At 64.5% G+C, this 25,161-nt stretch carries 24 protein-coding genes; 8 read left to right on the forward strand and 16 right to left on the reverse strand.

From position 1 onward, the window contains the following. The first annotated feature begins 129 nt into the window (after positions 1-129). Positions 130-1,203 carry a TauD/TfdA family dioxygenase gene (locus AC0L23_RS17290; protein ID WP_085352643.1) on the forward strand — a complete coding sequence of 358 codons (1,074 nt, stop codon included), beginning with the start codon at positions 130-132 and terminating at the stop codon, positions 1,201-1,203. Positions 1,204-1,315: 112 nt separating this feature from the next. Here the strand turns inward: AC0L23_RS17290 and AC0L23_RS17295 are convergent, their stop codons facing one another. The 6 genes from AC0L23_RS17295 to AC0L23_RS17320 all read right to left on the reverse strand — a co-directional run bounded on the left by AC0L23_RS17295 (position 1,316) and on the right by AC0L23_RS17320 (position 5,033). Further along, complete coding sequence (locus tag AC0L23_RS17295) at positions 1,316-1,522, reverse strand: YodC family protein (RefSeq protein ID WP_018454945.1); 207 nt, start codon at positions 1,520-1,522, stop codon at positions 1,316-1,318. Between the two features lie 371 nt (positions 1,523-1,893). Further along, entirely contained in the window at positions 1,894-2,646 is a 753-nt protein-coding gene (locus AC0L23_RS17300; protein ID WP_085352642.1) for an HAD family hydrolase, read from the reverse strand. Beyond that, positions 2,637-3,536 carry an oxygen-dependent coproporphyrinogen oxidase gene (hemF, locus tag AC0L23_RS17305; protein ID WP_085361324.1) on the reverse strand — a complete coding sequence of 300 codons (900 nt, stop codon included), beginning with the start codon at positions 3,534-3,536 and terminating at the stop codon, positions 2,637-2,639. Before hemF ends, AC0L23_RS17300 begins: the two co-directional genes overlap by 10 nt. 4 nt (positions 3,537-3,540) lie before the next feature. Beyond that, positions 3,541-3,906, reverse strand: coding sequence for a 6-pyruvoyl trahydropterin synthase family protein (locus AC0L23_RS17310; RefSeq protein WP_085352700.1), 366 nt, complete (start codon positions 3,904-3,906; stop codon positions 3,541-3,543). A 17-nt stretch (positions 3,907-3,923) separates the two neighbouring features. Continuing rightward, positions 3,924-4,556: a 7-carboxy-7-deazaguanine synthase gene (gene queE / locus AC0L23_RS17315; protein ID WP_085352640.1), complete on the reverse strand. Its 633-nt coding sequence runs from the start codon at positions 4,554-4,556 to the stop codon at positions 3,924-3,926. Positions 4,557-4,574: 18 nt separating this feature from the next. Then, complete coding sequence (locus AC0L23_RS17320; RefSeq protein WP_018454940.1) at positions 4,575-5,033, reverse strand: tRNA (cytidine(34)-2'-O)-methyltransferase; 459 nt, start codon at positions 5,031-5,033, stop codon at positions 4,575-4,577. A 288-nt stretch (positions 5,034-5,321) separates the two neighbouring features. On the opposite strand from AC0L23_RS17320, the gene petA reads away from it, so the two are divergent. The 5 genes from petA (at position 5,322) to AC0L23_RS17345 (ending at position 11,835) form a co-directional block, all read left to right on the forward strand. Beyond that, entirely contained in the window at positions 5,322-5,852 is a 531-nt protein-coding gene (gene petA, locus AC0L23_RS17325) for a ubiquinol-cytochrome c reductase iron-sulfur subunit (RefSeq protein ID WP_026232845.1), read from the forward strand. Positions 5,853-5,914: 62 nt separating this feature from the next. After that, positions 5,915-7,987, forward strand: coding sequence for a cytochrome b/c1 (gene fbcH, locus AC0L23_RS17330; RefSeq protein ID WP_085352639.1), 2,073 nt, complete (start codon positions 5,915-5,917; stop codon positions 7,985-7,987). 144 nt (positions 7,988-8,131) lie between these two features. After that, on the forward strand, positions 8,132-8,806 hold the full coding sequence (locus tag AC0L23_RS17335; RefSeq protein WP_008134159.1) for a dienelactone hydrolase family protein: 675 nt from the start codon (positions 8,132-8,134) through the stop codon (positions 8,804-8,806). 314 nt (positions 8,807-9,120) lie between these two features. After that, on the forward strand, positions 9,121-11,283 hold the full coding sequence (locus tag AC0L23_RS17340) for an anthranilate synthase component I (protein ID WP_085361326.1): 2,163 nt from the start codon (positions 9,121-9,123) through the stop codon (positions 11,281-11,283). 12 nt (positions 11,284-11,295) lie between these two features. Then, a complete protein-coding gene (locus AC0L23_RS17345; RefSeq protein WP_473357170.1) occupies positions 11,296-11,835 on the forward strand; it encodes an adenine phosphoribosyltransferase in 540 nt (179 codons plus the stop codon). A gap of 23 nt (positions 11,836-11,858) precedes the next feature. Here AC0L23_RS17345 and AC0L23_RS17350 read toward each other — a convergent pair whose 3' ends face one another. From AC0L23_RS17350 to AC0L23_RS17390, 9 genes are all read right to left on the reverse strand, one after another. Then, the gene (locus tag AC0L23_RS17350; protein ID WP_018454936.1) at positions 11,859-12,191 is read right to left on the reverse strand and encodes a GIY-YIG nuclease family protein; all 333 of its coding nucleotides are present in this window, start codon (positions 12,189-12,191) and stop codon (positions 11,859-11,861) included. A gap of 86 nt (positions 12,192-12,277) precedes the next feature. Continuing rightward, a complete protein-coding gene (locus AC0L23_RS17355; RefSeq protein WP_018454935.1) occupies positions 12,278-12,946 on the reverse strand; it encodes a hypothetical protein in 669 nt (222 codons plus the stop codon). Between the two features lie 60 nt (positions 12,947-13,006). Then, positions 13,007-13,762: a P-loop NTPase family protein gene (locus AC0L23_RS17360; protein WP_018454934.1), complete on the reverse strand. Its 756-nt coding sequence runs from the start codon at positions 13,760-13,762 to the stop codon at positions 13,007-13,009. Positions 13,763-13,967: 205 nt separating this feature from the next. Next, positions 13,968-15,212: a M48 family metallopeptidase gene (locus AC0L23_RS17365; RefSeq protein WP_085361328.1), complete on the reverse strand. Its 1,245-nt coding sequence runs from the start codon at positions 15,210-15,212 to the stop codon at positions 13,968-13,970. Positions 15,213-15,244: 32 nt separating this feature from the next. Next, positions 15,245-15,805 carry a LemA family protein gene (locus AC0L23_RS17370; protein ID WP_085352637.1) on the reverse strand — a complete coding sequence of 187 codons (561 nt, stop codon included), beginning with the start codon at positions 15,803-15,805 and terminating at the stop codon, positions 15,245-15,247. A 138-nt stretch (positions 15,806-15,943) separates the two neighbouring features. Beyond that, complete coding sequence (locus tag AC0L23_RS17375; protein ID WP_018454932.1) at positions 15,944-16,924, reverse strand: small ribosomal subunit Rsm22 family protein; 981 nt, start codon at positions 16,922-16,924, stop codon at positions 15,944-15,946. Between the two features lie 60 nt (positions 16,925-16,984). Next, on the reverse strand, positions 16,985-20,449 hold the full coding sequence (gene smc / locus AC0L23_RS17380) for a chromosome segregation protein SMC (protein ID WP_085364679.1): 3,465 nt from the start codon (positions 20,447-20,449) through the stop codon (positions 16,985-16,987). 217 nt (positions 20,450-20,666) lie between these two features. Beyond that, entirely contained in the window at positions 20,667-21,341 is a 675-nt protein-coding gene (locus tag AC0L23_RS17385) for a DsbA family protein (RefSeq protein ID WP_085352634.1), read from the reverse strand. A 126-nt stretch (positions 21,342-21,467) separates the two neighbouring features. Beyond that, positions 21,468-21,962, reverse strand: coding sequence for a DUF721 domain-containing protein (locus AC0L23_RS17390; RefSeq protein WP_085352633.1), 495 nt, complete (start codon positions 21,960-21,962; stop codon positions 21,468-21,470). Between the two features lie 122 nt (positions 21,963-22,084). Here AC0L23_RS17390 and mutY point away from each other — a divergent pair, with 122 nt between their 5' ends. Both mutY and AC0L23_RS17400 read left to right on the forward strand, forming a co-directional pair. After that, positions 22,085-23,200: an A/G-specific adenine glycosylase gene (mutY, locus tag AC0L23_RS17395; RefSeq protein WP_018454928.1), complete on the forward strand. Its 1,116-nt coding sequence runs from the start codon at positions 22,085-22,087 to the stop codon at positions 23,198-23,200. 52 nt (positions 23,201-23,252) lie between these two features. After that, positions 23,253-23,675, forward strand: coding sequence for a PaaI family thioesterase (locus AC0L23_RS17400; RefSeq protein WP_018454927.1), 423 nt, complete (start codon positions 23,253-23,255; stop codon positions 23,673-23,675). 206 nt (positions 23,676-23,881) lie between these two features. On the opposite strand, the gene AC0L23_RS17405 is transcribed toward AC0L23_RS17400, so the two are convergent. Next, complete coding sequence (locus AC0L23_RS17405; protein ID WP_085361332.1) at positions 23,882-25,159, reverse strand: flavin-dependent oxidoreductase; 1,278 nt, start codon at positions 25,157-25,159, stop codon at positions 23,882-23,884. Positions 25,160-25,161 lie beyond the last annotated feature (2 nt).

A 25,161-nucleotide genomic window follows, 5' to 3' on the forward strand; every position in this document is an offset into this window, starting at 1 on the left:
CCGTTGTCGGCGGCGATGCACTCGGTCTCAGGGCTGCGCCTCAGCCAAGTTGCAAACAAGCGGTCGGCACAATATCGTCGATCGTCCGCGCCGATGTCTGACGTTCAATCTCCCTCAGGAACCAACCCTATGAATGTGGTCTCAGTGCCCAGCGGGATCCATCGCCCTTCAGGGAAGGTCGATATCCCGTCCGCCTGGGAGGGGGCTGAGATGAAAGCCAATCCCGATCGATGGTTGATATCGCTTGCTGCCGGCGAAATCGCCGAACTCGAGGGCGCGGCTGAAACATATCTTGGTGGAAACAAAAAAATCGCCGAGATCACGAAGGAAAGCTTTCCGCTTCCCCATCTCGGCGCGCACCTGGAAGATCTCAAGAAGAAGCTCCTGGTAGGCATTGGCTTCGAAGTGATCCGCGGCCTCCCGGTGGCAAAATACAGTCAGGAGTTTGCCGCTACGATCTTTTGCGGAGTGGGCGCCCATCTTGGATCGGCGCGGTCTCAGAATGCAGCGGGCCACATTCTCGGTCACGTCCGTGACACCGGCGCCGATGCTAAGGATCCGAACACCCGAATTTATCAAACCTCGGAACGGCAAACATTCCACACGGATTCGTCCGACGTGGTTGGATTGTTATGCATTCGCGAGGCGAGGGAGGGAGGGGATTCTCTCCTTGTCAGTACGACGACAATCTACAACGAGATGTTTGACAGACGTCCCGACCTTGCCGCTCTCTTGTTTGATCCGATCGCGACGGACCGACGAGGCGAGGTGCCGGAGAACGAAAAGCCATATCTTGAAATCCCGGTGCTGAATTGGCATGCGGGGTTCCTGACCGGGTTTTATCAGCGCCAATATATCGATAGTGCGCAGCGCTTTCCCGATGCGCCGAGACTGACGCCGGCTCACGTCGAGGCGCTCGATCTTTTTGACGCGCTCGCAAATGATCCCGCGCTGCATTTCGGCATGCGGCTTCAGCCGGGCGACATGCAGTTCGTTTACAATCATGCCTTGCTGCATGACCGGACCGGATTCCGCGATTGGCCCGATGCAGGCCAGAAGCGTCATTTATTGCGCCTTTGGCTCAGCATGGAAGGCGACCGGCCGTTGCCCGATTGCTTCAAGCAGCGCTATGGCTCGATCGAGATCGGTAACCGTGGCGGCATCATCACCAAAGGGACCAGTTTGAACGTTCCGTTGGATTGACGTTCGAGCATCCAGCGATGTCCGCTCTCGTGCCGATATGGACAGAGGAGCGGACACCAAGTTGGGCGGAGCCGAGCACCCCGACCTAATGAGGACGCGGCCTCAGCCGCGCTTACTCCTCGTCTTCGTCGTCTTCATCCTCGTCTTCGTCGTCGAGCTCTTCCAGGTGCTCGAGCACCGCAAGCGGGAGCGTCTCGCGAAACAGATCGCCCTCCGCGCCCATCCAGAGACAGATCACGTCGTCGCCCTTCACGTCCGCGACGGTGAGCGGCTGCCCGCCGGATTTCAGCATGACGATATCGCCGGCTTTTAGTTCCATGGATGGTCCTTTCGGGTTGATTGACGGCGAAGCTAGCAAACCGGCATGACATGCCGATCACGGGCTACTCGGTCAGTGGATGTGTTGCGGTAGCGCGCATCCGCCGGCCAGACTGCTGAAACGTCGATCAGAGAGCTTTAGGCCGGAGCGATCCCATCACGAGAGGCAATGGTGCCTGTTCGATGGATGGCACAAGGGCTCTTCCGTCCCGTGCGTCGCGACCATGACACCATGCGCCTGTTTTGCCCGACGGCGCAAATGATTTCGTCAGATCCGCAGTTTGCGCTTGCCGCAAGTCCTTGATTTTGCTGCGGCCGTCTACTGTGCATGGGGTTGTTTTCGACGTTTTTGTTTGCGCACCCCGATTGCAGTCAGTCCGGCACCAGTTCTGTCAGCGAGCGGATGATGCGGTCGGGCTTGACGATCGTGCCTTCGGGCAGGCCGTCGCCATGCACGTCGATCCAGATCGCATAGATGCCGAGACGCTGCGGCGTCACGACTTCCCATTCCAGATTGTCGCCGATCATCCATGTGTCCTTGGCGGTGACGCCGAGCGCCTCCATCGCGTGCAGATAGGCACGCTCCTCGGGCTTGCCGAAACCGTGCTCGCCCTCGATCTGGATGTGGTGGAAGCGGTGCGCCAGCTCGAAGCGTTCGACCTTGGCGCGCTGGGTGTCCGCGGCGCCGTTGGTCACCAATGCGAGCTTGATGCCGAGCGCCTTGAGCCTGTCGATAGCGTCATGCGCGCCGGGGAAGACGAACATCTCCTCCTCGCGATAGGCGGTGAAGCGGTCGGCCAGGCGAATGGCGAGGTCGTCGGGCAGGGCGCGATGACCGGCGGCCGCGAGCGCGGTGAAACCGCCCTTGACGGTGAGATGCCGGGCCTCGGCGAGCTTCATCCGCCAGGAAGCGTCCGCATTGGCCCAGAAATTCTTCGCGAAGGCCAGGACGGTGCTCGCGACCAGTTGCGGCGGCAGCGGCGCGAGTTCCTCGGCGAACTCCGCTGTGATCGTGTTCCAGGCGATCTCGGGCCGCGCATAGGCCGACAGGATGGTGTCGTCCATGTCGATCAGCATGGCGCGCGGCAGCGGTCTCATCGCGGGCTTCATCGTCGTCATGGCCATTTCACCACCGGTGGCAGCGACGACAGGATCGAATCCACATTGCCGCCGGTCTTGAGACCGAAGATGGTGCCGCGGTCGTAGAGCAGGTTGAACTCGACATAGCGGCCGCGCCGGATCAATTGCTCCTCGCGATCCTCCGCGGTCCAGCTTGTCGCGAAATTGCGCCGCACGATGTCGGGATAGACCTTCAGGAAGGCGCGGCCGACATCCCGGGTGAAGGCGAGGTCGGCGTCCGAGTCGCCGCTGTCGTGCCAGTCGTAGAAGATGCCGCCGATGCCGCGCGCCTCTTTGCGGTGCGGCAGGTGGAAATACTCGTCGCACCACTTCTTGTACTTGTCGTAATCGGCGATGCCGTTCGGCTGCGTGCAGGCCTGTTTCATTGCGGCGTGGAAGGCGATGCTATCGGCATCGTCCTGCGTGCGCCGGCGGTCGAGCACCGGCGTAAGATCGGCGCCGCCGCCGAACCAGGCTTTGGTGGTGACGACGAAGCGCGTGTTCATGTGCACCGCCGGCACGTGCGGATTGCGCAGATGCGCAATCAGCGAGATGCCGGAGGCCCAGAACTTCGGGTCGTCCGCCGCGCCCGGAATTTGCGCGCGAAACTCTGGCGCGAATTCGCCGTGCACGGTGGAGCAATGCACGCCGACCTTCTCGAACAGGCGGCCTGACATCATCGACATCACGCCGCCGCCGCCGGCCGCGCCGGTATGATCGGTGCGCTGCCAGGGTGTGCGTTTGAAGCGGCCGGCCTCACCGGGATAAAGGCTCTCGGGGGCATCGTCCTCCAGCCGCTCGAAGCTCGCGCAGATCTCGTCGCGCAAGGCTTCGAACCAGGCGCGTGCGCGCGTCTTGCGGTCTTCGATCGAGCTCGGGTCCAATGTGGATGTCATTCCGTCAGCCCTGCGGACCGTAATAGGTGCAGCTCTCGTTGCAACTGTCGCGATGGATGCTGACGCGGGTGAGCTTGCCGATAGGTGCCAGCCGCTCCCAGACGAAGCGCGAGAGGTTTTCCAGCGTCGGTGTGCCCAGCGCCTCGATCTTGTTGAGGTACTTGTGATCAAGCGTCATCCGCACGTCATCGATGGCTCGCTGGACCAGGCCGAGATCGACCACCATGCCGGTTTTGGGATCGGGCGTGCCGCGCAGCGTCACCTCGGCGCGGAAGGAGTGGCCGTGGATCTCTTCGCTGGCCGCGCCGAACGTCGTTCCCGACAATGAGTGCGCCGCCTCGAAGCGAAACGATTTCGTCAATTCCCACATCTGTTCGAAAACCAATCCTATCTGATACCGAGCGACTTATGCGTCTGCACGCTGAGCCGCCATTGCGGATGATTGAGGCAATAGTCGATGGCGCCCGCGGTGTTTTGGGCGACCTCGGGCCCGTCCATCGGCTGCAACGAGAAGCGCTCGAAGGCGAGATCCGCGAAGGCCTCCGGCATGGCGAGCGGTTGTGGATAGACCAGCTTCAGCTCGTGGCCGCGCCGGATCACCAGATCGCTGCCGCCCTTTGGGCTGACGCAGATCCAGTCGAGCCCCTCGGGCGGGGCGATGGTGCCGTTGGTCTCGACGCCGATCTCGAAGCCGCGGGCATGGAGCGCGTCGACCAGCGCGGTATCGACCTGGAGCAGCGGCTCGCCGCCGGTGAGCACCACATAGCGGTTGTCGGTGGAGGCTGTCCATTGCGCGGCGATGGTGTCTGCGAGTTCCGCGGCCGAGCCATAGCGACCGCCGAGGGTGCCGTTGGTGCCGACGAAATCGGTGTCGCAGAATTTGCAAGTGGCCTCCTGACGGTCGGCCTCGCGCCCGCTCCAGAGGTTGCAGCCGGCAAAACGGCAAAACACGGACGCGCGCCCGGCATGGGCGCCTTCGCCTTGCAAGGTCAGGAAGATTTCCTTGACCGCGTAACTCAACCGTCTCTCCTCAACATCTCAAACTTGCGGGTTCCGGAGCTGCCTTAGCGCTTCGCCTGCGGCCATCGCCGCGGTCATGGCGACATTGAGCGACCTCAGCCCCGGAGCGATCGGGATCACCAGCCGCGCGTCCGCCGCCTCGACCACCGCCTCGGTGACGCCGGCGCTCTCGCGCCCGAATAGCAGGATGTCCGCCGTCTGGTAACGGAAATCGCGGTAGTCGGTCGCCCCCTTGGTGGTGAACAGCAGCAGGCGAGCGCCTTGCGCCGCCCGCCATTGCTCGAACTTTGACCAGGAGTCATGCCTGACGATGCTGACCTGATCGAGGTAGTCCATTCCCGCCCTGCGGAAATGCCGGTCGGAGACCGGGAAGCCCGCCGGTTCGATGATATGGGCGGCCATGCCCAGACAGGCGCAGAGCCTGAGAATCGTGCCGGTGTTCTGGGGGATGTCGGGTTGGAAAAGCGCTATCTGCATGGGCTGTGCATGGGTTGTATCGGTTCGGTGCGGGCCGGAAATGTCTCAATAAAACATCGCTGGCCGCGGAATTCGTGCATTGCACGCTCCCGCGCCGATAGCGGGCTTGCGCTCGCCCGGCAAGGGTGCCAATAGAACGATTCTGGACTGCTGTTTTCGCCTTGTTTTGGTGGGGGCACGTGAAGTTCTGCCGCCGCGGGGGGCCGCGGGCGCCGGCAGGCTGTTCCGGGGACCTTGGGGGCTCCCGGAGCGGTTCCGCCGGCTGCATAAGAAGAAAGGGTTGGAATCGTGACGACAGCGTCTTCGGCGGACCATCCGACACGCCGTGATTTCTTATTCGTTGCAACGGGGGCAGCTGCAGCAGTAGGGGGCGCAGCCGCGCTCTGGCCCTTTATCTCCCAAATGAATCCCGATGCGTCGACCATCGCCGCTGGTGCGCCGATCGAGGTCGATCTCAGCCCGGTTGCCGAGGGGCAGGACATCAAGGTGTTCTGGCGCGGCAAGCCGATCTATATCAGCCACCGCACCAAGAAGCAGATCGACGAGGCGCGCGCCGTCAACGTGGCGAGCCTGCCCGATCCGCAGTCCGACGAGGCCCGGGTCAAGTCCGGCCATGAGCAGTGGCTGGTCGTGATCGGCATCTGCACCCATCTCGGCTGCATCCCGATCGCCCATGAAGGCAATTACGACGGGTTCTTCTGCCCCTGCCATGGTTCGCAGTACGATTCGTCCGGCCGCATCCGCCAGGGGCCCGCGCCCGCGAACCTGCCGGTGCCGCCGTACCAGTTCGTTTCCGACACCAAAATCCAGATCGGCTGAGCTTCGGGCCCTCGTCCGAAGCTTCGCGCCGTCTCGTCGTATTATTTCCTCAGGATCGCATCATGAGCGGACCATCCGACTACCAGCCGAGCAATCCGGCCCTGCAATGGATCGAGCGACGTCTGCCGATCCTCGGCCTCATGCACTCCTCCTTCGTGGTCTATCCCACCCCGCGCAACCTGAACTATTGGTGGACCTTCGGCGCCATCCTCTCCTTCATGCTGGGGATCCAGATCCTGACCGGCGTGATCCTGGCGATGCACTACACGCCGCATGCCGACCTCGCCTTCAAGTCGGTCGAGCTGCTCGTCCGTGACGTCAATTACGGCTGGCTGCTGCGCAACATGCATGCCGTCGGCGCCTCGATGTTCTTCGTCGCTGTCTACGTCCACATGCTGCGCGGCCTCTATTACGGCTCCTACAAGGAGCCGCGCGAGGTGCTGTGGATCCTTGGCGTCATCATCTACCTCCTGATGATGGCGACGGGCTTCATGGGCTACGTGCTGCCGTGGGGCCAGATGAGCTTCTGGGGCGCCACCGTCATCACCAATCTGTTCTCCGCCATCCCCTATGTCGGCGAGAGCATCGTGACGCTCTTGTGGGGCGGCTATTCGGTCGGCAACCCGACGCTGAACCGCTTCTTCTCGCTGCACTATCTACTGCCGTTCCTGATCGCGGGCGTCGTCGTGCTCCACGTCTGGGCGCTGCATGTCTCCGGCCAGAACAACCCTGATGGCGTCGAGCCCAAGACGGAAAAGGACACTGTTCCGTTCACGCCGCATGCAACCATCAAGGATATGTTCGGCGTCTCCTGCTTCATGCTGCTCTACGCCTGGTTCATCTTCTACATGCCGAATTATCTCGGCGACGCCGACAATTACATTCCGGCGAACCCGGGCGTGACGCCGCCGCACATCGTGCCGGAATGGTATTACCTGCCTTTCTACGCGATCCTGCGCTCGATCCCGAACAAGCTCGCGGGCGTGATCGGGATGTTCTCGGCGATCATCATCCTGTGCTTCCTGCCCTGGCTCGACGCCGCCAGGACGAAGTCGTCGAAGTACCGTCCGCTGGCCAAGCAGTTCTTCTGGATCTTCGTCGCGGTCTGCATCCTGCTCGGCTATCTCGGCGCGCAGCCGCCGGAAGGCATCTATGTGATCGCCGGCCGGGTCCTGACGTTCTGCTATTTCGCCTACTTCCTGATCGTGCTGCCGCTGCTCTCGCGGATCGAGAAGCCGCGTCCGGTGCCGAACTCGATCTCGGATGCCGTCCTGGCCAAAACCGGGAGCAGGTCGACGCCGATGGTGTCGAGCGCGATCGTGCTTGCGCTGGCGGGCGCGTTGTTTACGGGCTCAGCCGACAGCGCGCGCGCCTCCGAAGGCAGCGACAAGCCGCCGGGCAACAAATGGTCGTTCGCCGGTCCGTTCGGCAAGTACGATCGCGGCGCATTGCAACGCGGCCTGAAGGTCTACAAGGAAGTCTGCGCCAACTGTCACGGCCTGTCCTACGTCGCCTTCCGCAATCTCGCGGAAGCCGGCGGTCCCGGCTATTCGGTCGCGCAGGCTGCAGCCTTCGCCTCCGACTACAAGGTCAAGGATGGTCCGAACGACGCCGGCGACATGTTCGAACGCGCGGGCCGGCCGGCGGATTATTTCCCCTCGCCATTCCCGAACGAGCAGGCGGCGCGTGCGGCGAACGGCGGCGCGGCGCCGCCGGATCTGTCGCTGATCACCAAGGCGCGTTCCTACGGCCGCGGCTTCCCGATGTTCATCGTCGACTTCTTCACCCAGTATCAGGAGCAGGGTCCGGACTACGTCTCGGCGCTGCTCCAGGGCTTTGAGGACAAGGCGCCCGAAGGTGTGACCATCCCGGAGGGCTCCTACTACAACAAGTACTTCCCGGGCCACGCCATCAAGATGCCGAAGCCGCTCAGCGACGGCCAGGTCACCTATGACGACGGCTCGCCGACCACGGTCGCGCAGTATTCCAAGGACGTCACCACGTTCCTGATGTGGACCGCCGAACCGCATATGGAAGCGCGCAAGCGCCTCGGTTTCCAGGTGTTCATCTTCCTGATCATCTTCGCCGGCCTGATGTACTTCACCAAGAAGAAGGTCTGGGCAGACTCGCACTGAGGGGCCCGAGGCGAGAATGAAGAGGCCCCCGCAAGGGGGCTTTTTTGTTGGGCACGAGAGTGTGTTGTCAGGCGCGATTGCCTATCGCCCGCTCAAACGCCAAAATGCCGCCAACCGCTCCCCAAAAACTCGTCGGAGGACACCATGGGAACCGCCATCACCTTCAAGCGCCCGGACGGCAAGGACGCATCGGGCTATCTCGCCAATGCCGCGCGCGGCAACGCGCCGGGCGTGGTGGTGATCCAAGAATGGTGGGGCCTTTCGGACCAGATCAAGGGCCTCTGCGACCGCTTCGCGCTGGCCGGGTTCGATGCGCTGGCGCCAGATCTCTACAAGGGCAAGGTGGTGCCGTATCACGACACCGACGCCGCCGGCAAAGAGATGAACTCGCTCGACTTCATGGACGCCACCACGCAGACGGTGCGCGGCGCCACGCAATATCTGTCGCGCAACGGCGCCAAGGTGGGCCTGACCGGCTTCTGCCTCGGCGGCGCCGTCACCATCATCGGCGCGGTGCATGTGCCGGAGCTCGCCGCCGGCGTGGTGTTCTACGGCATCCCGCCAGAGCAGGCGGCCAAGCCCGCCGACGTCAAGATCCCGCTTCAGGCCCATTTCGCCAACAAGGACGATTGGTGCACGCCGGAGCTGGTCAACGGTTTCGAAAAGGCCATGAAGGCCGCCGGCAAGTCGCTGGAGCTGTTCCGCTATGACGCCGAGCACGCTTTCGTCAACGAGCAGCGCCAGGCCGTGCACGACCGGGAAGCCGCCGAGCTCGCCTGGGGCAGGGCGACGGAGTTTTTCAGGAAGCATCTGGGGTAGGTGTGCTGCGCCAGTCGCGCTACCATTTCAGTGTCGCCCCGGCCTGGTGCGCAATTGCCCGGCCTTCGCCGGGACGACTGTGGTGATCGGCGTTGAGCAGCCAGCCCAGCCAGCCTTGACGTCGTCCCCGCGCCATGGTGAGTATCCGCCCATGAGCACCGCCGTCCGCCCATCCCGTCTTTGGTGGCGCACCTCCTGAGAGGTGGCCGGTGCGATTTATTCTCCCAAAATCGTCTGAGGTCGCCCACGCAGTGCGGCGGCCTGATCGTTTGTCCTGTGTGGCGTTCCCTCGACAAGTTTCGTAAGAGGACCCCATGAACAGGACCGTCTTTGCCCTTCCGGCTCGAAGCGACTACGTGACCCGCGCAGGGCTTGCGATCACGCGCGTGGCGGAACAGTTTTCCGGCGGCGCCAACCGGCTCGACGATCTCGTCAGCCTGCTCGACCGTCGCCGCGGCGTGGTGCTGTCGTCGGGGACGACCGTGCCCGGCCGCTACGAGAGTTTTGACCTCGGCTTCTCCGATCCGCCGCTCAAGCTCGAGACCACCGGCGTCAATTTCAAGCTGGAAGCGCTGAACGCGCGCGGGGAGGTCCTGATCGCCTTCCTTGCGGATGTCTTGCGCGAGCCCTGCGTCGTGATCTCCGAGACGACGCCCACGCGCCTTGCGGGTCATATCGTCCGCGGCGAAGCCCCGATCGACGAAGACCAGCGCACGCGGCGCGCCAGCGTGATGTCGCTGGTGCGCGATCTCGTCGCCGCTTTCTCCGCCAATGACGACGGCGTGCTCGGCCTGTTCGGCGCCTTCGCCTACGACCTCGTGTTCCAGATCGAGGACCTCGTGCAGAAGCGCGCGCGCGAGAGCGACCAGCGCGACATCGTGCTCTACGTCCCCGATCGCCTGCTCGCCTATGACCGCGCCACCGGCCGCGGCGTCGTGCTCACATACGATTTCGCGTGGAAGGGCAAGTCCACCGCGGGCCTGCCGCACGAGACCGCCGAGAGCCCCTACCTCAAGACACCGCGCCAGGGTTTTGCCGATCACGCCCCCGGCGAATATCAGGCCACTGTCGAGACCGCGCGCGCTGCCTTTGCGCGTGGCGATCTGTTCGAGGCGGTGCCGGGGCAGCTCTTCGCCGAGCCCTGCGACCGCTCGCCGGCGGAAGTGTTCCAGCGGCTCTGTGTCATCAATCCGTCGCCCTACGGCGCGCTGATGAATCTCGGCGAGGGCGAATTTCTCGTCTCGGCCTCTCCGGAAATGTTCGTGCGCTCGGACGGACGCCGGGTCGAGACCTGCCCGATCTCGGGGACGATCGCGCGCGGTACCGATGCGATCGGCGATGCCGAGCAGATCCGCCAGCTCCTGAACTCCGAGAAGGACGAGTTCGAGCTCAACATGTGCACCGACGTCGACCGCAACGACAAGGCGCGCGTCTGCGTTCCCGGCACCATCAAGGTGCTGGCGCGCCGGCAGATCGAGACCTATTCAAAACTGTTCCACACCGTCGACCATGTCGAAGGCATGCTGCGTCCCGGCTTCGATGCGCTCGACGCCTTTCTCACCCACGCCTGGGCCGTCACCGTCACTGGCGCACCAAAACTCTGGGCGATGCAGTTCGTCGAGGATCACGAGCGCTCGCCCCGCCGCTGGTATGCCGGCGCGATCGGGGCGGTGAATTTCGACGGCAGCATCAACACCGGCCTCACCATCCGGACCATCCGGATGAAGGAGGGCCTCGCGGAAGTGCGTGTCGGCGCCACCTGTCTGTTCGACTCCGATCCCGCCGCCGAGGACCGCGAATGCCAGGTCAAGGCCGCGGCCCTGTTCCAGGCGCTGCGCGGCGATCCGCCGAAGCCGCTGTCGGCCTTTGCGCCCGACGCCACCGGAAGCGGCAAGCGGGTACTGCTGATCGACCATGACGACAGCTTCGTCCATATGCTGGCCGATTACTTCCGCCAGGTCGGCGCCGACGTCACCGTGGTCCGCCATGTGCATGCGCTCGACATGCTCAAGCAGAAGCGGTGGGATTTGCTGGTGCTGTCGCCAGGGCCGGGCAGGCCCGAGGATTTTGGGATCAAGAAGACCATCGACGCGGCGCTGGAGGACAAGCTGCCGGTGTTCGGCGTCTGCCTCGGCGTCCAGGCGATCGGCGAGTATTTCGGCGGCGAGCTCGGGCAGCTCACGCATCCCGCCCATGGCCGGCCCTCGCGGGTTCAGGTACGTGGCGGGCGGCTGATGCGCAATCTGCCGAACGAGATCGTCATCGGCCGCTATCACTCGCTGTATGTCGAGCGCGACAGCATGCCGGAGGTGCTATCCGTCACCGCCAGCACCGAGGACGGCGTCGCCATGGCGCTCGAGCACAAGACCCTGCCGGTCGCCGGCGTGCAATTCCATCCGGAATCGCTGATGTCGCTGAGCGGCGAGGTGGGCTTACGAATTGTCGAGAACGCGTTCCGCCTGGATGCGTCGCGCTGATTGAGAGGCACCATGACTTTTGACCATGATCTGAAGGCGAGCGTCCGCACCATCTCGGACTATCCGAAACCCGGGATCTTGTTCCGCGACATCACCACGTTGCTCGCAGATGCGCGTGCGTTCCGCCGTGCGGTCGACGAACTCGTCAATCCCTGGGCCGGCAACAAGATCGACAAGGTCGCTGGCATGGAAGCGCGCGGCTTCATCATCGGTGGCGCGGTGGCGCACCAGGTTTCGGCCGGCTTCGTGCCGATCCGGAAAAAAGGCAAGCTGCCGCACACCACCGTGCGGATCGCTTACTCTCTCGAATACGGCATCGACGAGATGGAGATGCATGTCGACGCCATCCAGCCGGGTGAGCGTGTGATCCTGGTCGACGACCTCATCGCCACCGGCGGCACCGCGGAAGGTGCGGTGAAGCTGCTGCGCCAGATCGGCGCCAATGTGGTCGCCGCCTGCTTCATCATCGATCTGCCCGATCTCGGCGGCGCCGCCAAGCTGCGCGCGATGGACGTGCCGGTGCGCACGCTGATGACGTTCGAGGGGCACTGAGGGCACGGCACGGCTGGCGACGTTCAGATCGGCTCGGCCTTTAGCTCCGACAGCCAATGCAGCATGCGCTCTTTGAGGAGCGCATTCCTGACATAGTCGCTCGCCTCATCTTTCAGCCGCTCGCATTCGCCGAGTGTCAGGCCTGCCTCACCGTGCATGTTCCACGCAGTCTGGAGTCTACGGCAGGTGTGGCTACCCTGGCGCAGCGAGAACCAGATGCGATTCTGGATTGTCTCGAGGTTCGAGGCTTGGCCGACCCAGGCCTCGCCCGAGGCCGCGCAGCGGACGACGTAGATGCCGGCAACGGTCTTCCGCTCCTTATAGGCGGCGATTGCTGCTTTACGGTCGATGCTCACGGTGAAGAGGCCTTGCTGAGGAACGATGGTGCGTACACTCAGTAACCGCAACGTCGCTGGGCGTCAATATTATCCGGGTAAAATGTTCAGGACCGTTGCAGGATCAGGCTGAGCTCGAGTTCGCGGAAGGCGAGGTAATTGCGCCGGGTCCATTGGTGCAGCTCGGTCGAGGCATCCTTCTCCTGGCGAAGATAGCCGGTGAAGGAGAAATTCAGGCGGCTGATATAGGTCTTCAGGAATCCGGGCAGCGCCGGCAGGCGCAGCAGCCGGCCGCCGGCCATCGCTTCCGGCAGCTCGCCGCGCACGATGTGCTCGTTGTCCACCGTGATCAGGTTGATCCGCGGGATCTGTTCGCGCAGCATCTCGTGGGCGCGGGCCGAGACGCGGTCGGTGTCGGCGACGAACAGGATCATCGGCGCGACGTGGCGGCGCGCAGCCTCTTTCAAGAGGCCGATCTCCTCCGTCATCTTGAAGAACTCGTCAAAGGCGTGGAAGCCGAGGTCGATCACCTTGGCAAGCCCGTCATCGACGATGACACGATCCATCAGCTGCATCTTGCCGTAGGTGTCGATCACGTCGGCGGTCTCGGTGATCGTTGGCAGATAGTCGAGCAGCGACGGCTCCTTCAGGTTGACGTCGAAGGCCACGACGTTGCCGTTCTTGAGCAGCAAAAATTCGCTCAAAAGCCGCGCCAGCAGGGTCTTGCCGACCTGCGGGCGGGGCGAGCAAATGATGTAGAGGGGCGTTGCGGACATCGATAGCTATATCAGTCGAACTTGGCGACCAATCCAGCCGTATCCGCCCGGCTTGCGCAACTATTTTTCGCTGTTGCGGGCCCCGGATTTCGTCGAGCCGACGATATCGGTCAGCCGGATCCGATCGAACTCACTCCAGACGTTCGCCAGCCAGTGTCGGACATAACCACGCAGCACGAAGGAGTAGTTGGCGGCCTCGTCGTTGACGCCCTTGTTGGCGACGAATTTCAGGAATGGGACGGAGGACACCTCGACCTGCTCATAGGCCATTTCGTTGAGCTTGGGGATGGTCAGCTCGGTCGCGTCCTTGATGCGGTTGAAATACGATTGGTAAGTCGACTGATCCCACTGGAAGAACTGAGTATCGTTGATGAAGTTCTTCACCAGGAAATATTTCGCGCCGCCCATGAAGCCCGCGGTCTCGGCGATCTCGTCCAGCGAGGCGATCGAGGGTCCGAGGATGTGGAACACGGCAAAGGTGATCTGGCCGGCCTTGGCGGCGTCGAGGAATCCGATGTCGCGCAAGGAGGCGAGCGCCGGCGAGAGCAGGCCGGCCCGGACGTCGATCACGGTGACCGACGGGCTCGTCGCGTTGAGCGTATCGAAGATCTTCATCTGATCCGACGTCGTCGTCATGTCGACGATCTCGGTGATGTCAGGATGGAAGCGCTTCAGGGTTCCGCGCGGCGATTCGGTGTCGAAAGCGCGCGTCGGCACGTTGTTGGCGGAAAAATAATCGAGCAGGGTGCGCGACACCGTGGTCTTGCCGACCCCACCCTTGTCCGCGCCCACCACAACCACTGCCGGCTTTGCCATTGCTGTCCCCTAACGCGCGCCCCCGATCGCGAGGTTGCAATCGGACGGGCCCCAAATCGATGTCGCAGACATGTCCCAAGTCTGCTGTTGGGCGCGAACATGGCAGAAACAAGGGAGAATTCAATTCCGCAGGGCCCAGTTATGGCAATTCCCGAGGTTTTTCCCAAGCACGACGAATCCTGCCGGGCATGGCGTCAAATCACGCTCAATGGCGGCCCCAAGGACCCAAGGAATTGCCCAAGGGATTGCTTACTCGATTGCCTATCGGGTTGCTGCTGGCGGTTCCGGCGGAGCTGGGTGCGGGCAGGGGCGGCGGACTGGCCGCGCCGCCTACGTCGTTCCAGGGCCCCTGGCGCGGTGGCGGTCGGACGCCCTGCTGGTCGGCTTGCGTGTCTGGCTCCTCGGCCTCGTCGGCGGAAAGCGGCAGCGGGCCGGGATCATGGCCGCCGGCGAACTTGACCAACGCGTCGACTCGCGACTGCACCGAGGGGTGGGTCGCGAACAAATCGGCAAAACCCTCGCGCGGATTGTCGACGCAGAGCTCCATCACTGCCGAGGTTGCGCCCGGCAGCTCGCCGCGGTTCTCGATCTTGCGCAGTGCCGAGATCATGGCGTCCGGATTTTTCGTCAGCTCGACGGAGCCTGCGTCCGCGAGATATTCGCGCGAGCGCGACAGCGCGAGCTTCACCACCTGAGACAACAGCCAGGCCACCACGATCAGCACGACCGCGATGATGATGACGATCACCGCGCCGCCGCCCGAACTCTTGCTGTCGTTCGACGACGAGGACGATCGTGACGAGGAGGAGCCCGACGACCACGAGCCGCCGGAGCCGGAGCTCCAGCTGAAATTCGTGAACAGGCGGAAGAACAGTTCGCCGAAGAATCCGACCACGCCCGCGATGATGACGGCGACCACCATGAGCTGCACGTCGCCGTTCTTGATATGGGTCAGCTCGTGACCCAGCACCGCCTCGATTTCCTGGTCGTCCAGCGCATTGAGGAGACCGGTGGTGACGGTGACCGAATATTGCCGCGGGTTGAGGCCGGTCGCGAACGCGTTCAGCGCCGGGCTTTCCATGATCTTCAGCTTCGGCATCGTGATGCCGCGCGAGATGCAGAGATTTTCAAGCAGATTATAGAGCCGCGGCTGCTCCTGCCGGGTGACGTCGTGGCCGCCGGTCACCGCATCGATCATCGACTGGTGGAAGAAATAGGCGATCACGATCCAGGTCGCTGCCACGACGGTCGCAACCGGTGCGGCGACTTTCAGATCATAGAAGGCGCGTCTCAGATAATGGAGGACGGTCTCGTCGCCATTGATGACGGCTTCGGCGATCAGCGCGCCGGCATAGACCAGCACGTAGACCAGCGCGAACAGACCGGCGAGCAGGAGCATCGAACGAAACTTGTTCGAGGCGATGTGCGTGTAGAGACCATACGCGGCCATGACGCGATGCCCTGCCGGCCTATCGGCTCAACTCAGAATTTCACCTGCGGCGTGGCCTCGACCTCGGTGCGGCTGGCGCCGAGATCGAAGAAGTCCTTTTTGGTGAAGCCGAACATGCCGGCGAACAAGGCTGCCGGCATCTGCTGGATGCCGGTGTTGTATTCCTGGACCGCGCTGTTGAAGAAGCGTCGGCTGGCCGCGATCTTGTTCTCGAGATCGGACAGCTCGCTGGCGAGCTGCTGGAAATTGGCGTTGGCCTTGAGGTCGGGATAGGCCTCCGACAGCGCGATCAGTCGGCCGAGCGCGCCGGAGAGCTGGGTCTCGGCCGCGGACACCTGCGCCGGTCCCTGCGCCGACATCGCCGAATTGCGCGCCTTGATGACGTCGTCGAGCGTGCCGCGCTCATGCGAGGCATAGCCCTTCACCGTCTCGACCAGGTTCGGGATCAGATCGTGGCGCTGCTTGAGCTGCACGTCGACGTCGGCAAAGGCCTGGCCGACGCGCTGGCCCAGCGCCACCAGCCGATTGTAGGCGGCGAAGGCAAAGAACACGAGGACGACGATAACGCCGAGAACGATCCAGCCGGTCGACATGGAGAACTCCTGAAGGGGGAAGAAGGCGGGCGCTAGGGTAGACCAAATTGACGCCGAGCGAGAGCCCGGTACAGACGAGAGGTAAGACTTGGTCGGATGAGGGACTATCCGAGTTCAAGGCGAAAGCGCCGGAGCAGGTTAACTTTCGGACAGGATGGCATCACCCCAGCGCCAGCGGCGGGCGCTTGCATAGGCGACCTTGTCCCGCCGTGGGACTTTGGCGAGTTCGACGCCTTGCTCGGTGCAGAGCTTTGCCGTGATCTCGGCCTTGCCGAGATCCGGCGGCGCCAACACGCGCGCGGCGCGGGTGGCGGGAGGCCTACGGGTTAGCGCCACGTAGATGAATCGCTCGTCCTCGAACGGCACCTCGGCGCCCTTGATTTGGCGGTGAGCCTGCGAGCGCGGCAAGCGCTGGGAGAAATGGCACCAGTCGGGCGCCGTCAGCGGACACGGCTTTTCGTGCGGGCAGGGTGCGGCGACATAGGCGCCCGCCGCGATCAGTTGCTGGCGCAAGGTGAGGATGCGGGCGTAGCCGGCGGGCGTGCCGGGCTCGATCACGACCAGCACGTGGCGCGCTTTCGCCCACATCGCTTCCGCGAGCTTGCGTTGATCGCCCTCGCTGAGCTCGCCGATGACATAGCTCGCGACGACGAGATCGGCTTGCGAAACCTCAGCGAGGTTCGCGCCGGCATCGCCCGGCAGATAGCGGCAATTCGCCAGACGCGTGCTGTCGCGCGCCAGTTCGAGCGCGAGACGGCTCAGCGTGGCGTTGGCATCGAGCAGGGTGAAGGATTGCAGCGACGGAAAAGCTTCCGCAGCGGCCCAGCTCGCGGTGCCCGGACCTGCGCCGACGTCGAGCAGCGTTTCCGGACCGAGGTCCGGTGCGACCTCGGTCAGCGCATTCAGACTTGCCGCCACCGCAGCGTAGGTCGCCGGCATCCTCGCGAGCGCATAGGCGAGCGCATCGGCCTCGGACTTGATCGTGCCGGAGCCGCCCCCTGCACGATAGGTGGTCGAGATTTTCTGCGATCGCTGCGCAGCGTCGGTGCGCGAGAACCCCTGGAGCTTGCCGTCGAGGGCCGCTTTCAGTTCGGCGGGGAGGGTGGGTGAGATCATCATTCGTGGTCATCATCCGCTTGCGCGGATGACGACGTCAATGGGTGCGTGACGGGAGCGGACTCACGCCACGTTCTGGTCGAGAATGTCCACCGCCTCTTGCAGGTTCACCGACACCAGTTGCGAGACCCCGCGTTCGGCCATGGTGACGCCGAACAGGCGGTTCATCCTCGCCATCGTGATCGGGTTGTGGGTGATGATGATGAAGCGCGTGTCGGTCGAGGCGGTCATCTCGTGCAACAGGTTGCAATAGCGCTCGACGTTGTGGTCGTCGAGCGGCGCGTCGACTTCGTCCAGCACGCAGATCGGCGAGGGATTGGTGAGGAACACCGCGAAGATCAGCGCCATCGCGGTCAGCGCCTGCTCACCGCCGGAGAGCAGCGATAGCGTCTGCGGCTTCTTGCCCGGCGGCTTGGCGATGATTTCGAGGCCGGCTTCAAGAGGGTCATCGCTCTCGATCAAATGCAACGCGGCTTCGCCGCCACCGAACAGCTCGACGAACAGGCGCTTGAAGTGGTTGTTGACGACCTCGAACGAGGTCAGGAGCCGCTCGCGAGCTTCCTTGTTGAGGCTCTGGATACCCTGGCGCAACCGCTTGATGGCCTCGACGAGGTCGTCGCGCTCGGTGACCAGACCATTATGCTGGGTCTCGACCTCGCGCAGCTCTTCCTCGGCGCGCAAATTGACCGCGCCCAGGCGCTCGCGATCGCGGCGCATCTTTTCGAGGTCTTCCTCGATGTCGTGCAGCGGCGGCAGCTCGGCGCCGGGCTCGATCTCGGCGAGCCCGGCAACGGCCTGCGGCTCGACTTCGAGCATGTCGCGGATCTCGCGCTCGATGTCATCGAGCCTGCGCCGCGCGCTTTCCATGCGCTCCTCGGCGCGGGCGGTGGCCTCGCGCGAGCTCGACAGCGCCTCGAGCGTCAGCTTGGCGACGCGATCGGTTTCGGCCATCGCGGTTTCCGCGCTGGCGAGCGCGTCGGCGGCCATGCGGCGGTCGTTTTCGGCATATTCGATCTCGGTGATCAGCGCGCTGCGCTTCTCCGCGAACACGGCCGGCGCGTTCTCGAGATCGCTGCGCTCGATTGAGACTTCGGCGATGCGCGCCTGGATGGTGTCGATGTGGGAGGCCGCGCTCTCCTTGCGGTTCTGCCACTCGGTGCGTTCGGCGAGGATCGCCTGCACGCGGCGGTCGGCCAGCTCGGCTTCGCGCGCCAGCGCCTGTGCCTCGGCCCGGACCTGGGCGGCCATGCGACGATGACCTTCGATGTCGCTGCGGACAGCGGCGAGACGGGTTTCGGTGTCCTCGCTCGACGGCAGCTCGGAGATCCCGGCTTCGGCGTATTCGTAGGCGGCTTCGGCCTCGGCGCGGTCGGCGGCCAGACGGCTGTGCGCTTCCGACAGCGTCGCCTTGCGTGCAGCGTGGCGGCTGATCTCGCGCTCGACCGTGGCATGGCGCTCGCGCGCGACGTTGAGTTCGCGCTGCGCAGCGCGCCAGGCTTCGCGGCTCGCACCTTCGGTGCTGGCGGCCATCTGCAGCTCGGCCTCGGCGTTCTCCAGCGCCTGACGCTTGATCTGCGCGTCGATGCGGGCCTGCTCCAGCTCGTTCTCGATGTCGATGAGGCGGGCGCGCTCGGCAAGCCGCCTTGCTGCGCCGGTCGGCGCGTGGGCGGCTGCGACAAAACCGTCCCAGCGCCAGACGTCGCCTTCGGGCGAGACCAGCCGCTGGCCGGTCTTGAGCTGCGAGACCAGCTCGGCGCCGCGCTCGCGCGGCACCACGCCGATCTGCGCCAGGCGGCGGGTCAGCTCGGCCGGGGCCTGCACGTGGCTGGCGAGAGGCACGACGCCTTCGGGCAGTTCCGGATCGCCGTCGGTGACGCCGGCATTGGTCCAGCGCATCGGCGCGGACGGATCGACCGGGGCGTCCAGATCGTCCCCAAGGGCTGCGCCGATCGCCTTTTCAAATCCCTTGTCGACGGTGATGCCGTCGATGATCGGCGGCCACAAATTCTTGGTCTCGCCGTTGAGGATCTTGGAGATCGTGCGCGCCTCGGTATCGAGCCGCTGCACGCGCTTGTCGGCTTCGACCAGCGGCGAGCGCGAGGATTCCAGCGTCTGCCGCGCGGCGACGTGCGCGGCTTCGCTGGCCTGAGCGGCGGCTTCCGAGGCCGCCAGCGTCTGCTCGGCGCTCTCGACCGTCGCGGTCAGCTCGTCGAGATCGCCGAAGCCGCCGGTCTCCTCGGTGAGCTTCTGCTCTTCCGCCGCGACGTTCGAAATCTCCTGGTCGAGCCGGGCGAGCTTGTCGCGGTGGGTGCGAACGTTGGCTTCGAGTTGGTTGCGCTTGGCGGTGAGGTCTGCGAGCGCGGTGGTGAGTTCGGCGAACTGCTGCTCGGTTTCGGTCAGCACCGCCTCGGCTTCGGCGACACGTTCATCGACGCCGGAGCGTTTCTCGACGCGCGACTTGATCTCTTCCTTCAGCTCGGCATCTTCGGCGTCGAGGCGCTGCAGCGCGACATCGGCATCCATGGTCTGCTGCTGGGCACGCGAGATATCGCCTTCGAACTGGGCGAGGCGCCGCTCGAGCTCCGCGACGCGCTCCTTGGCGCGCTCTTCCTCGCGGTCGAGCAGCTCGCGGGCGTTGGTCAGGCGCTGAAGCCCCGCCGCGGCGCGCGCTTGGGCATCGCGCAGCGCCGGCATTTCGGCGGCACGGATCGCCTGGATGCGGGCGGCCTCGGCCTGGTGCTGCGTACGCTCCGCCATCTCCCGGACGGCGAGATCGTGGGTGTGGCCAGATTCGTTGACGTCGGCATGGGCGCCGATCCAGCGCAGATGGAACAGGGTTGCTTCGGCCTTGCGGACCTTGGCCGCAACTTCGCGGTAGCGCACGGCCTGGCGGGCCTGCTTCTTCAGGCCTTCCATTTGCCCTGCGAGCTGGCCGATCACGTCCTCAACGCGGGTGAGGTTGGTTTCGGCCGCCTTGAGCCGCAGCTCGGCTTCGTGACGGCGGGCGTGCAGGCCGGCGACGCCGGCGGCGTCTTCCAGGACGCGGCGGCGCTGCTCGGGCTTGGCCTGAATGATCTCGCCGATCTTGCCCTGGTGGACGAGGGCCGGCGAGCGCGCGCCGGTGGCGGCGTCGGCGAACAGAATCTGCACGTCGCGCGCGCGCACGTCGCGGCCGTTGATGCGGTAGACCGAACCGGCCTCGCGCTCGATGCGGCGGGAAATTTCCAGAAGCTGGCTGTCGTTCATCGCCGCCGGCGCGGTGCGATCGGAATTGTCGATCGTCATCGTTACTTCGGCGTGGTTGCGCGCGGGGCGATTGCCGGAGCCGGCGAAGATCACCGCGTCCATGTCGGCGGCGCGCAACGACTTGTAGGAGGTCTCGCCCATCGCCCAGCGCAGCGCCTCGACGAGATTCGACTTGCCGCAGCCGTTGGGCCCGACCACGCCGGTCAGGCCGGGCTCGATGACGAAGTCGGTGGCCTCAACGAAGGACTTGAAGCCGTGAAGGCGCAGGCGGGTGATTTTCATAAGCACGCATCTCTGTTGGCAGGCGCGAATCCCCCTGCCGGGACAATACCATGGAAGGCAATGTCGGTATCCGGGCGAGTCGCGCGAGGCGCCTCATGCGGCTGGACAATGGCCGCGGTGCGCTGCGAGGGCAACCGGCGAAAGCCGCTTTTCCCAAGGGATTTATGCCGGGAAAGATACGGCTATCGAGATGCGAATCAGGATTGCGCCGTGCGAATCAGCTCTTGAGCAGCGGATTGATCTTCTTGGCGAATTCCTCGAACGAGGTCTCGCCCTTGATCTTCTCGCCGTTGACGAAGAACGTCGGCGTCGAATCGACCTTCAGAACGTCGCTGGCATATTTCTGGTCGGCGGCGATCTTGTCGAGCAGCGCCTGGTCCTTCAGGCAGGCCTCGACCTGCTGCTGGGTGAGACCGGCCTGCTTGCCGATCCGCGTCAGGGTCTCCGTGGTGTTCTTCACGACCCAATCGTTCTGCTGGCGGAACAGCATGTCGGTGACGGCAAAGTATTTCGGCGCGTCGCCATTGGCGATGCAGCGCGACAGCATCGAGCCGGCGGCGGCTTTGATGTCGAGCGGGAACTCGCGGAAGACGTAACGCACCTTGCCGGTGTCGATGTATTCCGACTTGATCTTGGGAAACACTTGCTCATTGAAGGCCGCGCAATGCGGGCAGGTCATCGAGGCGTATTCGGTGATGGTGACGGCGGCGTCCGTCGGGCCCAGCGCCATGTCGGGCAGCGACACCGGTTTGGCCACGTCACCAGCCGCTGCCTGCGCCATGGCTTCAGGGATCATGGCATCGGAGATGAATCGCAGCGGAGAGAACCCGGCGAGCGCGGCAAGCCCGGTCAGCGACAGCATCGAGGTGAAGGCGCGGCGGGTGATGATCAAGGTCGGCTCCCGGATTGGCGTGGTCTCGCCCGAATTCCCATTCAGACGGCCTGTCGCTAGCTTGAAACGTCGTTTGAGGCAATGGCGAGCGGCAAGGACAGGTCCAGTTTGGCCGCAGAATAAGGCTCAATTTCGCTTGATGGCGGCCCCGAGGCGCGCCAGCGCCGACTTCAATTGTTCATCTTCGATATCGCCCAGGCGCTCAGCCACCTCGGCCACCGATTTGGCGTCCGGCGGGCCGGGCCGGGTCGGCCGGCGGGCGCGCGATAGCGGAGCCTGGCGGAAGGCCAGCTTGCCGACCGCGCTCCAGCCGAAGAAGCGATTGACCCGCTGCAGGATCACATCGGCGGAGTGCTGGATCTCGAGCGCCATCGGCCCCTCGACCCGCAGCACCAGCGTCGCCGGCTCCTGCGGCTGGCCCTCGACCGGCCGCGGCCATTGCATCTTCAGTGGCTCGGCGTGGGCCGCGATCTCCGGTCCGGCAATCTGCGCCCACCGCGTCACCAGCTCGCGCGCGGCAAAGCCCTGCTTGGCATAGGCCTCGGCGAAGACGTCGTTGAGCAGGAGCGACAGCGGCTTGGCGCTGAGGGGACCGGGTTTGATGGGGCGAAGCTTGGACATGGGACCTTATAGCACTCCGGGGCGTCGGCCGCAGGCTCTTCACCGCGAAGAAAAACGTGGATGCCCCCGACAAGCGTGGGCACGACGTGGAGAGATCGACGCATTGCCGTTACAGTGCGGACATGAGCCCCAAATCCGCCCTCAAGGCGAAATCGGAACCAGTTCCGCCGGAGACCCCATCGCGTCCGCTCGCGCTGCTCCAATGGTATGACCGCCACCGCCGCCGATTACCCTGGCGGGCTCCGCCCGGCGAAGCATCCGACCCTTACCGCGTCTGGCTGTCCGAGATCATGCTGCAGCAGACCACAGTGAAGGCGGTCGGGCCCTATTTCGAAAAATTCGTCTCGCGCTGGCCTGATGTCACCGCGCTCGGACGGGCCTCGCAGGAGGACGTGCTGCGGATGTGGGCCGGGCTGGGCTATTATTCTCGCGCCCGTAATCTCCATGCCTGCGCGGTCGCGGTGACGCGCGAGCATGGCGGCACCTTTCCCGACACCGAAGTGCGTCTGCGCGCGCTGCCGGGCGTCGGGCCCTATACGGCGGCAGCGATCGCGGCGATAGCGTTCGATCGACGCACCATGCCGGTCGACGGCAATATCGAGCGCGTGGTCTCGCGGCTCTTTGCAGTTGAGGAAGAGCTCCCGCAGGCCAAGCCGCTGATTCAGGAGTTGGCTGCGACGCTGCTTGCCGATTCTCGCGCCGGTGATAGCGCGCAGGCGCTGATGGATCTGGGCGCCTCGATCTGCACGCCGAAAAAGCCGGCCTGCTCGCTATGCCCGCTGAACGAGGGCTGCACGGCGCGCGCGCTGGGAACGCAGGACACGTTTCCGCGCAAGGCCGCGAAGAAGAGCGGCGCGCTACGGCGCGGCGCCGCTTTCGTTGTCACGCGCGGCGACGAGCTTCTCGTCCGCACCCGTCCCGAAAAGGGGTTGCTCGGCGGCATGACCGAAGTACCGGGGTCGGACTGGCTGGCCGGGCAGGACGACGCCAAGGCAAAACGGCAGGCGCCCGAGTTGAAGGGGCTGTCGCGCTGGCAGCGCAAGGTCGGCGTGGTCACCCACGTCTTCACGCATTTTCCGCTGGAACTGGTGGTCTACACGGCGAGGGTGGAAGCGCGGACGCGGGCACCCGCCAGCATGCGCTGGGTGCCGATCGCCACGCTCGCCGATGAAGCATTGCCCAACGTCATGCGTAAGGTGATTGCGCATGGATTGGACCCTAGCAGCCCATCCTGCTGACAAAATGCTGGCAGCAGGCCTGCGTTAGCTGTGGTAGGCAACGGAGGCTCGCATGATCAAGACCGCGCTCGACAACTTTCCCAGGCCGCCCTGTGCCGAGCTATTGGGGTGGCGCCTGCTCGATGCCCGACCCAGGGAAGGCTGGATCAAGCTCGCCTTCGACGGCAAGCCGGAGTTCTGCAATCCGGCCGGCTTCATCCAGGGCGGCATGCTCTCGGCCATGCTCGACGACACGATGGGCCCCGCCGTGCTGGTGATGAGCGAGGGCAGGCTCTACACCACCACCATCAGCATGACCGTGAATTTCCTGGCGCCCGCAAAGCCCGGACCGATCATCGGCGAGGCCAAGGTGACGCAGCTCGGCAAGACGATTGCGTTCGTCGAGGCAAAGCTGATGGCAGAGGACGGAACGCTGCTGGCGACGGCGACGGCGAGCGAGCGGCTGCTGGAGGCGGCGAGGGTGGTGGGCAAATAGCTGCCGCGCAGTCTTTTTTCCTTCTCCCCTTGCGGGAGAAGGTGGCGCGAAGCGCCGGATGAGGGGTTTGTCTCGGCGAGTTCAAATGAGAGTTAGACTCGCGGAGACAGACCCCTCACCCGAGTGAGCTTGCGTCTAGCGGCGTCGCTGCCCTCTCCCGCAAGGGGCGAGGGCGCATCAACGTGCGTCTCGCTTCGTGCGAATACTCATTTCGTCGCGCGCGCGTCCTTGCTCACGATCGGCGGCTTCGCATTCAGCGCTTCCACCTGGAAGCCGGCGACGCGCTTGTAATTGGCGGCAACATCCTCGAGCTCCTGTTGCGACAGCACGTCAGTGACGACCTTGTAGCCGTCGGGCGCGCGCTCCTCGACCAGCTGCATCACCTGCTCGGGGCCGTTCTTGCGGTTGAGCAGGACGAGACTGGTGGTTGCAGGCCGCCGCTCGGCCTCATAGGCGAGCAGGGCCGCTTGCGTCGGGCCGTGCGCCAGGATCTCGCGCGTGATGGTGCGCGCATCGAGGATCGCCTGCGAGGCGCCGTTGGATCCGATCGGATACATTGGATGTGCGGCGTCGCCCATCAGCGTGACGCGGCCGAAAGTCCATTGCGATACCGGATCGCGGTCGACCAGCGGATATTCATAGGCGTGCGGGCAGTTCTTGATCAGGCCGGGCACGTCGAGCCAGTCGAACTGCCAGCTCTCGAACCAGGGTAAGAACTCCTCCAGCCGCGCGGTGCGGTTATAGTCCTCGCGCCGCCATTGATAGGTCGGCGGCATGTGGCGCTCGGCAACCCAGTTGATCAGATGGTTGCCCGCGGCGTCCGGTTCCTTCGAGATCGGATAGCAGACGAATTTCAGGATCTCGTGACCGGCCATGATCATGGTGCGGCCGCTGAGGAAGGCTTTTGCGGGCGTGACGCCGCGCCACAGGATGCGGCCGTTCCAGATCGGCGGGCCTTCGTCGGGATAGAGTTTTTCTCGCGCGGCGGAATGGATGCCGTCCGCGGCGATCAGGATCGTGCCGTCGTAAGTCCCCGCGGCCTTGCCGGTGGCCTTGTCGACGAAATCGGCGCGCACGCCGTCGGCGGTTTCGCTCCAGCCGGTCAGATGATGGCTGGTGAGGATGTTGTCGCGGCCGAGGCGCTCGATGGCGGTGTCGAGCAGCAATTGCTGGAGCGTGCCGCGATGGATCGAAAACTGCGGCCATTTATAGCCGGCCTCCAGCCCGCGCGGCTCGCTCCAGATCGGCTTGCCGTGCTTGGAGAAATAGGCAAGCTCGCGGGTGCGCACGCCCCTGGCATCGAGCTTGTCCATCAGCCCGAGCTCGATCAGCTCGCGCACCGCGTGCGGCAGCACGTTGATGCCGACACCGAGCGGCCGCAGTTCGGCGGCGCTCTCGAACACTTTCACGGGAACGCCGACTCCGTGCAGGCTGAGCGCAAGCGTCAGCCCGCCGATGCCGCCACCGGCGATGAGTACGGTCATGG

The sequence above is a fragment of the Bradyrhizobium sp. MI1.4 genome (genome assembly GCF_055811315.1).

Excerpts from the sequence above, each read along its gene's own strand:
- AC0L23_RS17400 (WP_018454927.1), top strand. The coding sequence starts at position 23,253 with ATGATCAAGACCGCGCTCGACAACTTTCCCAGGCCGCCCTGTGCCGAG.
- AC0L23_RS17295 (WP_018454945.1), bottom strand. The coding sequence starts at position 1,522 with ATGGAACTAAAAGCCGGCGATATCGTCATGCTGAAATCCGGCGGGCAG.
- smc (WP_085364679.1), bottom strand. The coding sequence starts at position 20,449 with ATGAAAATCACCCGCCTGCGCCTTCACGGCTTCAAGTCCTTCGTTGAG.
- mutY (WP_018454928.1), top strand. The coding sequence starts at position 22,085 with ATGAGCCCCAAATCCGCCCTCAAGGCGAAATCGGAACCAGTTCCGCCG.
- AC0L23_RS17370 (WP_085352637.1), bottom strand. The coding sequence starts at position 15,805 with ATGTCGACCGGCTGGATCGTTCTCGGCGTTATCGTCGTCCTCGTGTTC.
- AC0L23_RS17360 (WP_018454934.1), bottom strand. The coding sequence starts at position 13,762 with ATGGCAAAGCCGGCAGTGGTTGTGGTGGGCGCGGACAAGGGTGGGGTC.
- AC0L23_RS17375 (WP_018454932.1), bottom strand. The coding sequence starts at position 16,924 with ATGATGATCTCACCCACCCTCCCCGCCGAACTGAAAGCGGCCCTCGAC.
- AC0L23_RS17390 (WP_085352633.1), bottom strand. The coding sequence starts at position 21,962 with ATGTCCAAGCTTCGCCCCATCAAACCCGGTCCCCTCAGCGCCAAGCCG.
- AC0L23_RS17310 (WP_085352700.1), bottom strand. The coding sequence starts at position 3,906 with ATGTGGGAATTGACGAAATCGTTTCGCTTCGAGGCGGCGCACTCATTG.
- AC0L23_RS17345 (WP_473357170.1), top strand. The coding sequence starts at position 11,296 with ATGACTTTTGACCATGATCTGAAGGCGAGCGTCCGCACCATCTCGGAC.
- hemF (WP_085361324.1), bottom strand. The coding sequence starts at position 3,536 with ATGACATCCACATTGGACCCGAGCTCGATCGAAGACCGCAAGACGCGC.
- AC0L23_RS17335 (WP_008134159.1), top strand. The coding sequence starts at position 8,132 with ATGGGAACCGCCATCACCTTCAAGCGCCCGGACGGCAAGGACGCATCG.
- AC0L23_RS17300 (WP_085352642.1), bottom strand. The coding sequence starts at position 2,646 with ATGGCCATGACGACGATGAAGCCCGCGATGAGACCGCTGCCGCGCGCC.
- AC0L23_RS17355 (WP_018454935.1), bottom strand. The coding sequence starts at position 12,946 with ATGTCCGCAACGCCCCTCTACATCATTTGCTCGCCCCGCCCGCAGGTC.
- AC0L23_RS17290 (WP_085352643.1), top strand. The coding sequence starts at position 130 with ATGAATGTGGTCTCAGTGCCCAGCGGGATCCATCGCCCTTCAGGGAAG.
- AC0L23_RS17365 (WP_085361328.1), bottom strand. The coding sequence starts at position 15,212 with ATGGCCGCGTATGGTCTCTACACGCACATCGCCTCGAACAAGTTTCGT.
- AC0L23_RS17340 (WP_085361326.1), top strand. The coding sequence starts at position 9,121 with ATGAACAGGACCGTCTTTGCCCTTCCGGCTCGAAGCGACTACGTGACC.
- AC0L23_RS17320 (WP_018454940.1), bottom strand. The coding sequence starts at position 5,033 with ATGCAGATAGCGCTTTTCCAACCCGACATCCCCCAGAACACCGGCACG.
- AC0L23_RS17405 (WP_085361332.1), bottom strand. The coding sequence starts at position 25,159 with ATGACCGTACTCATCGCCGGTGGCGGCATCGGCGGGCTGACGCTTGCG.
- fbcH (WP_085352639.1), top strand. The coding sequence starts at position 5,915 with ATGAGCGGACCATCCGACTACCAGCCGAGCAATCCGGCCCTGCAATGG.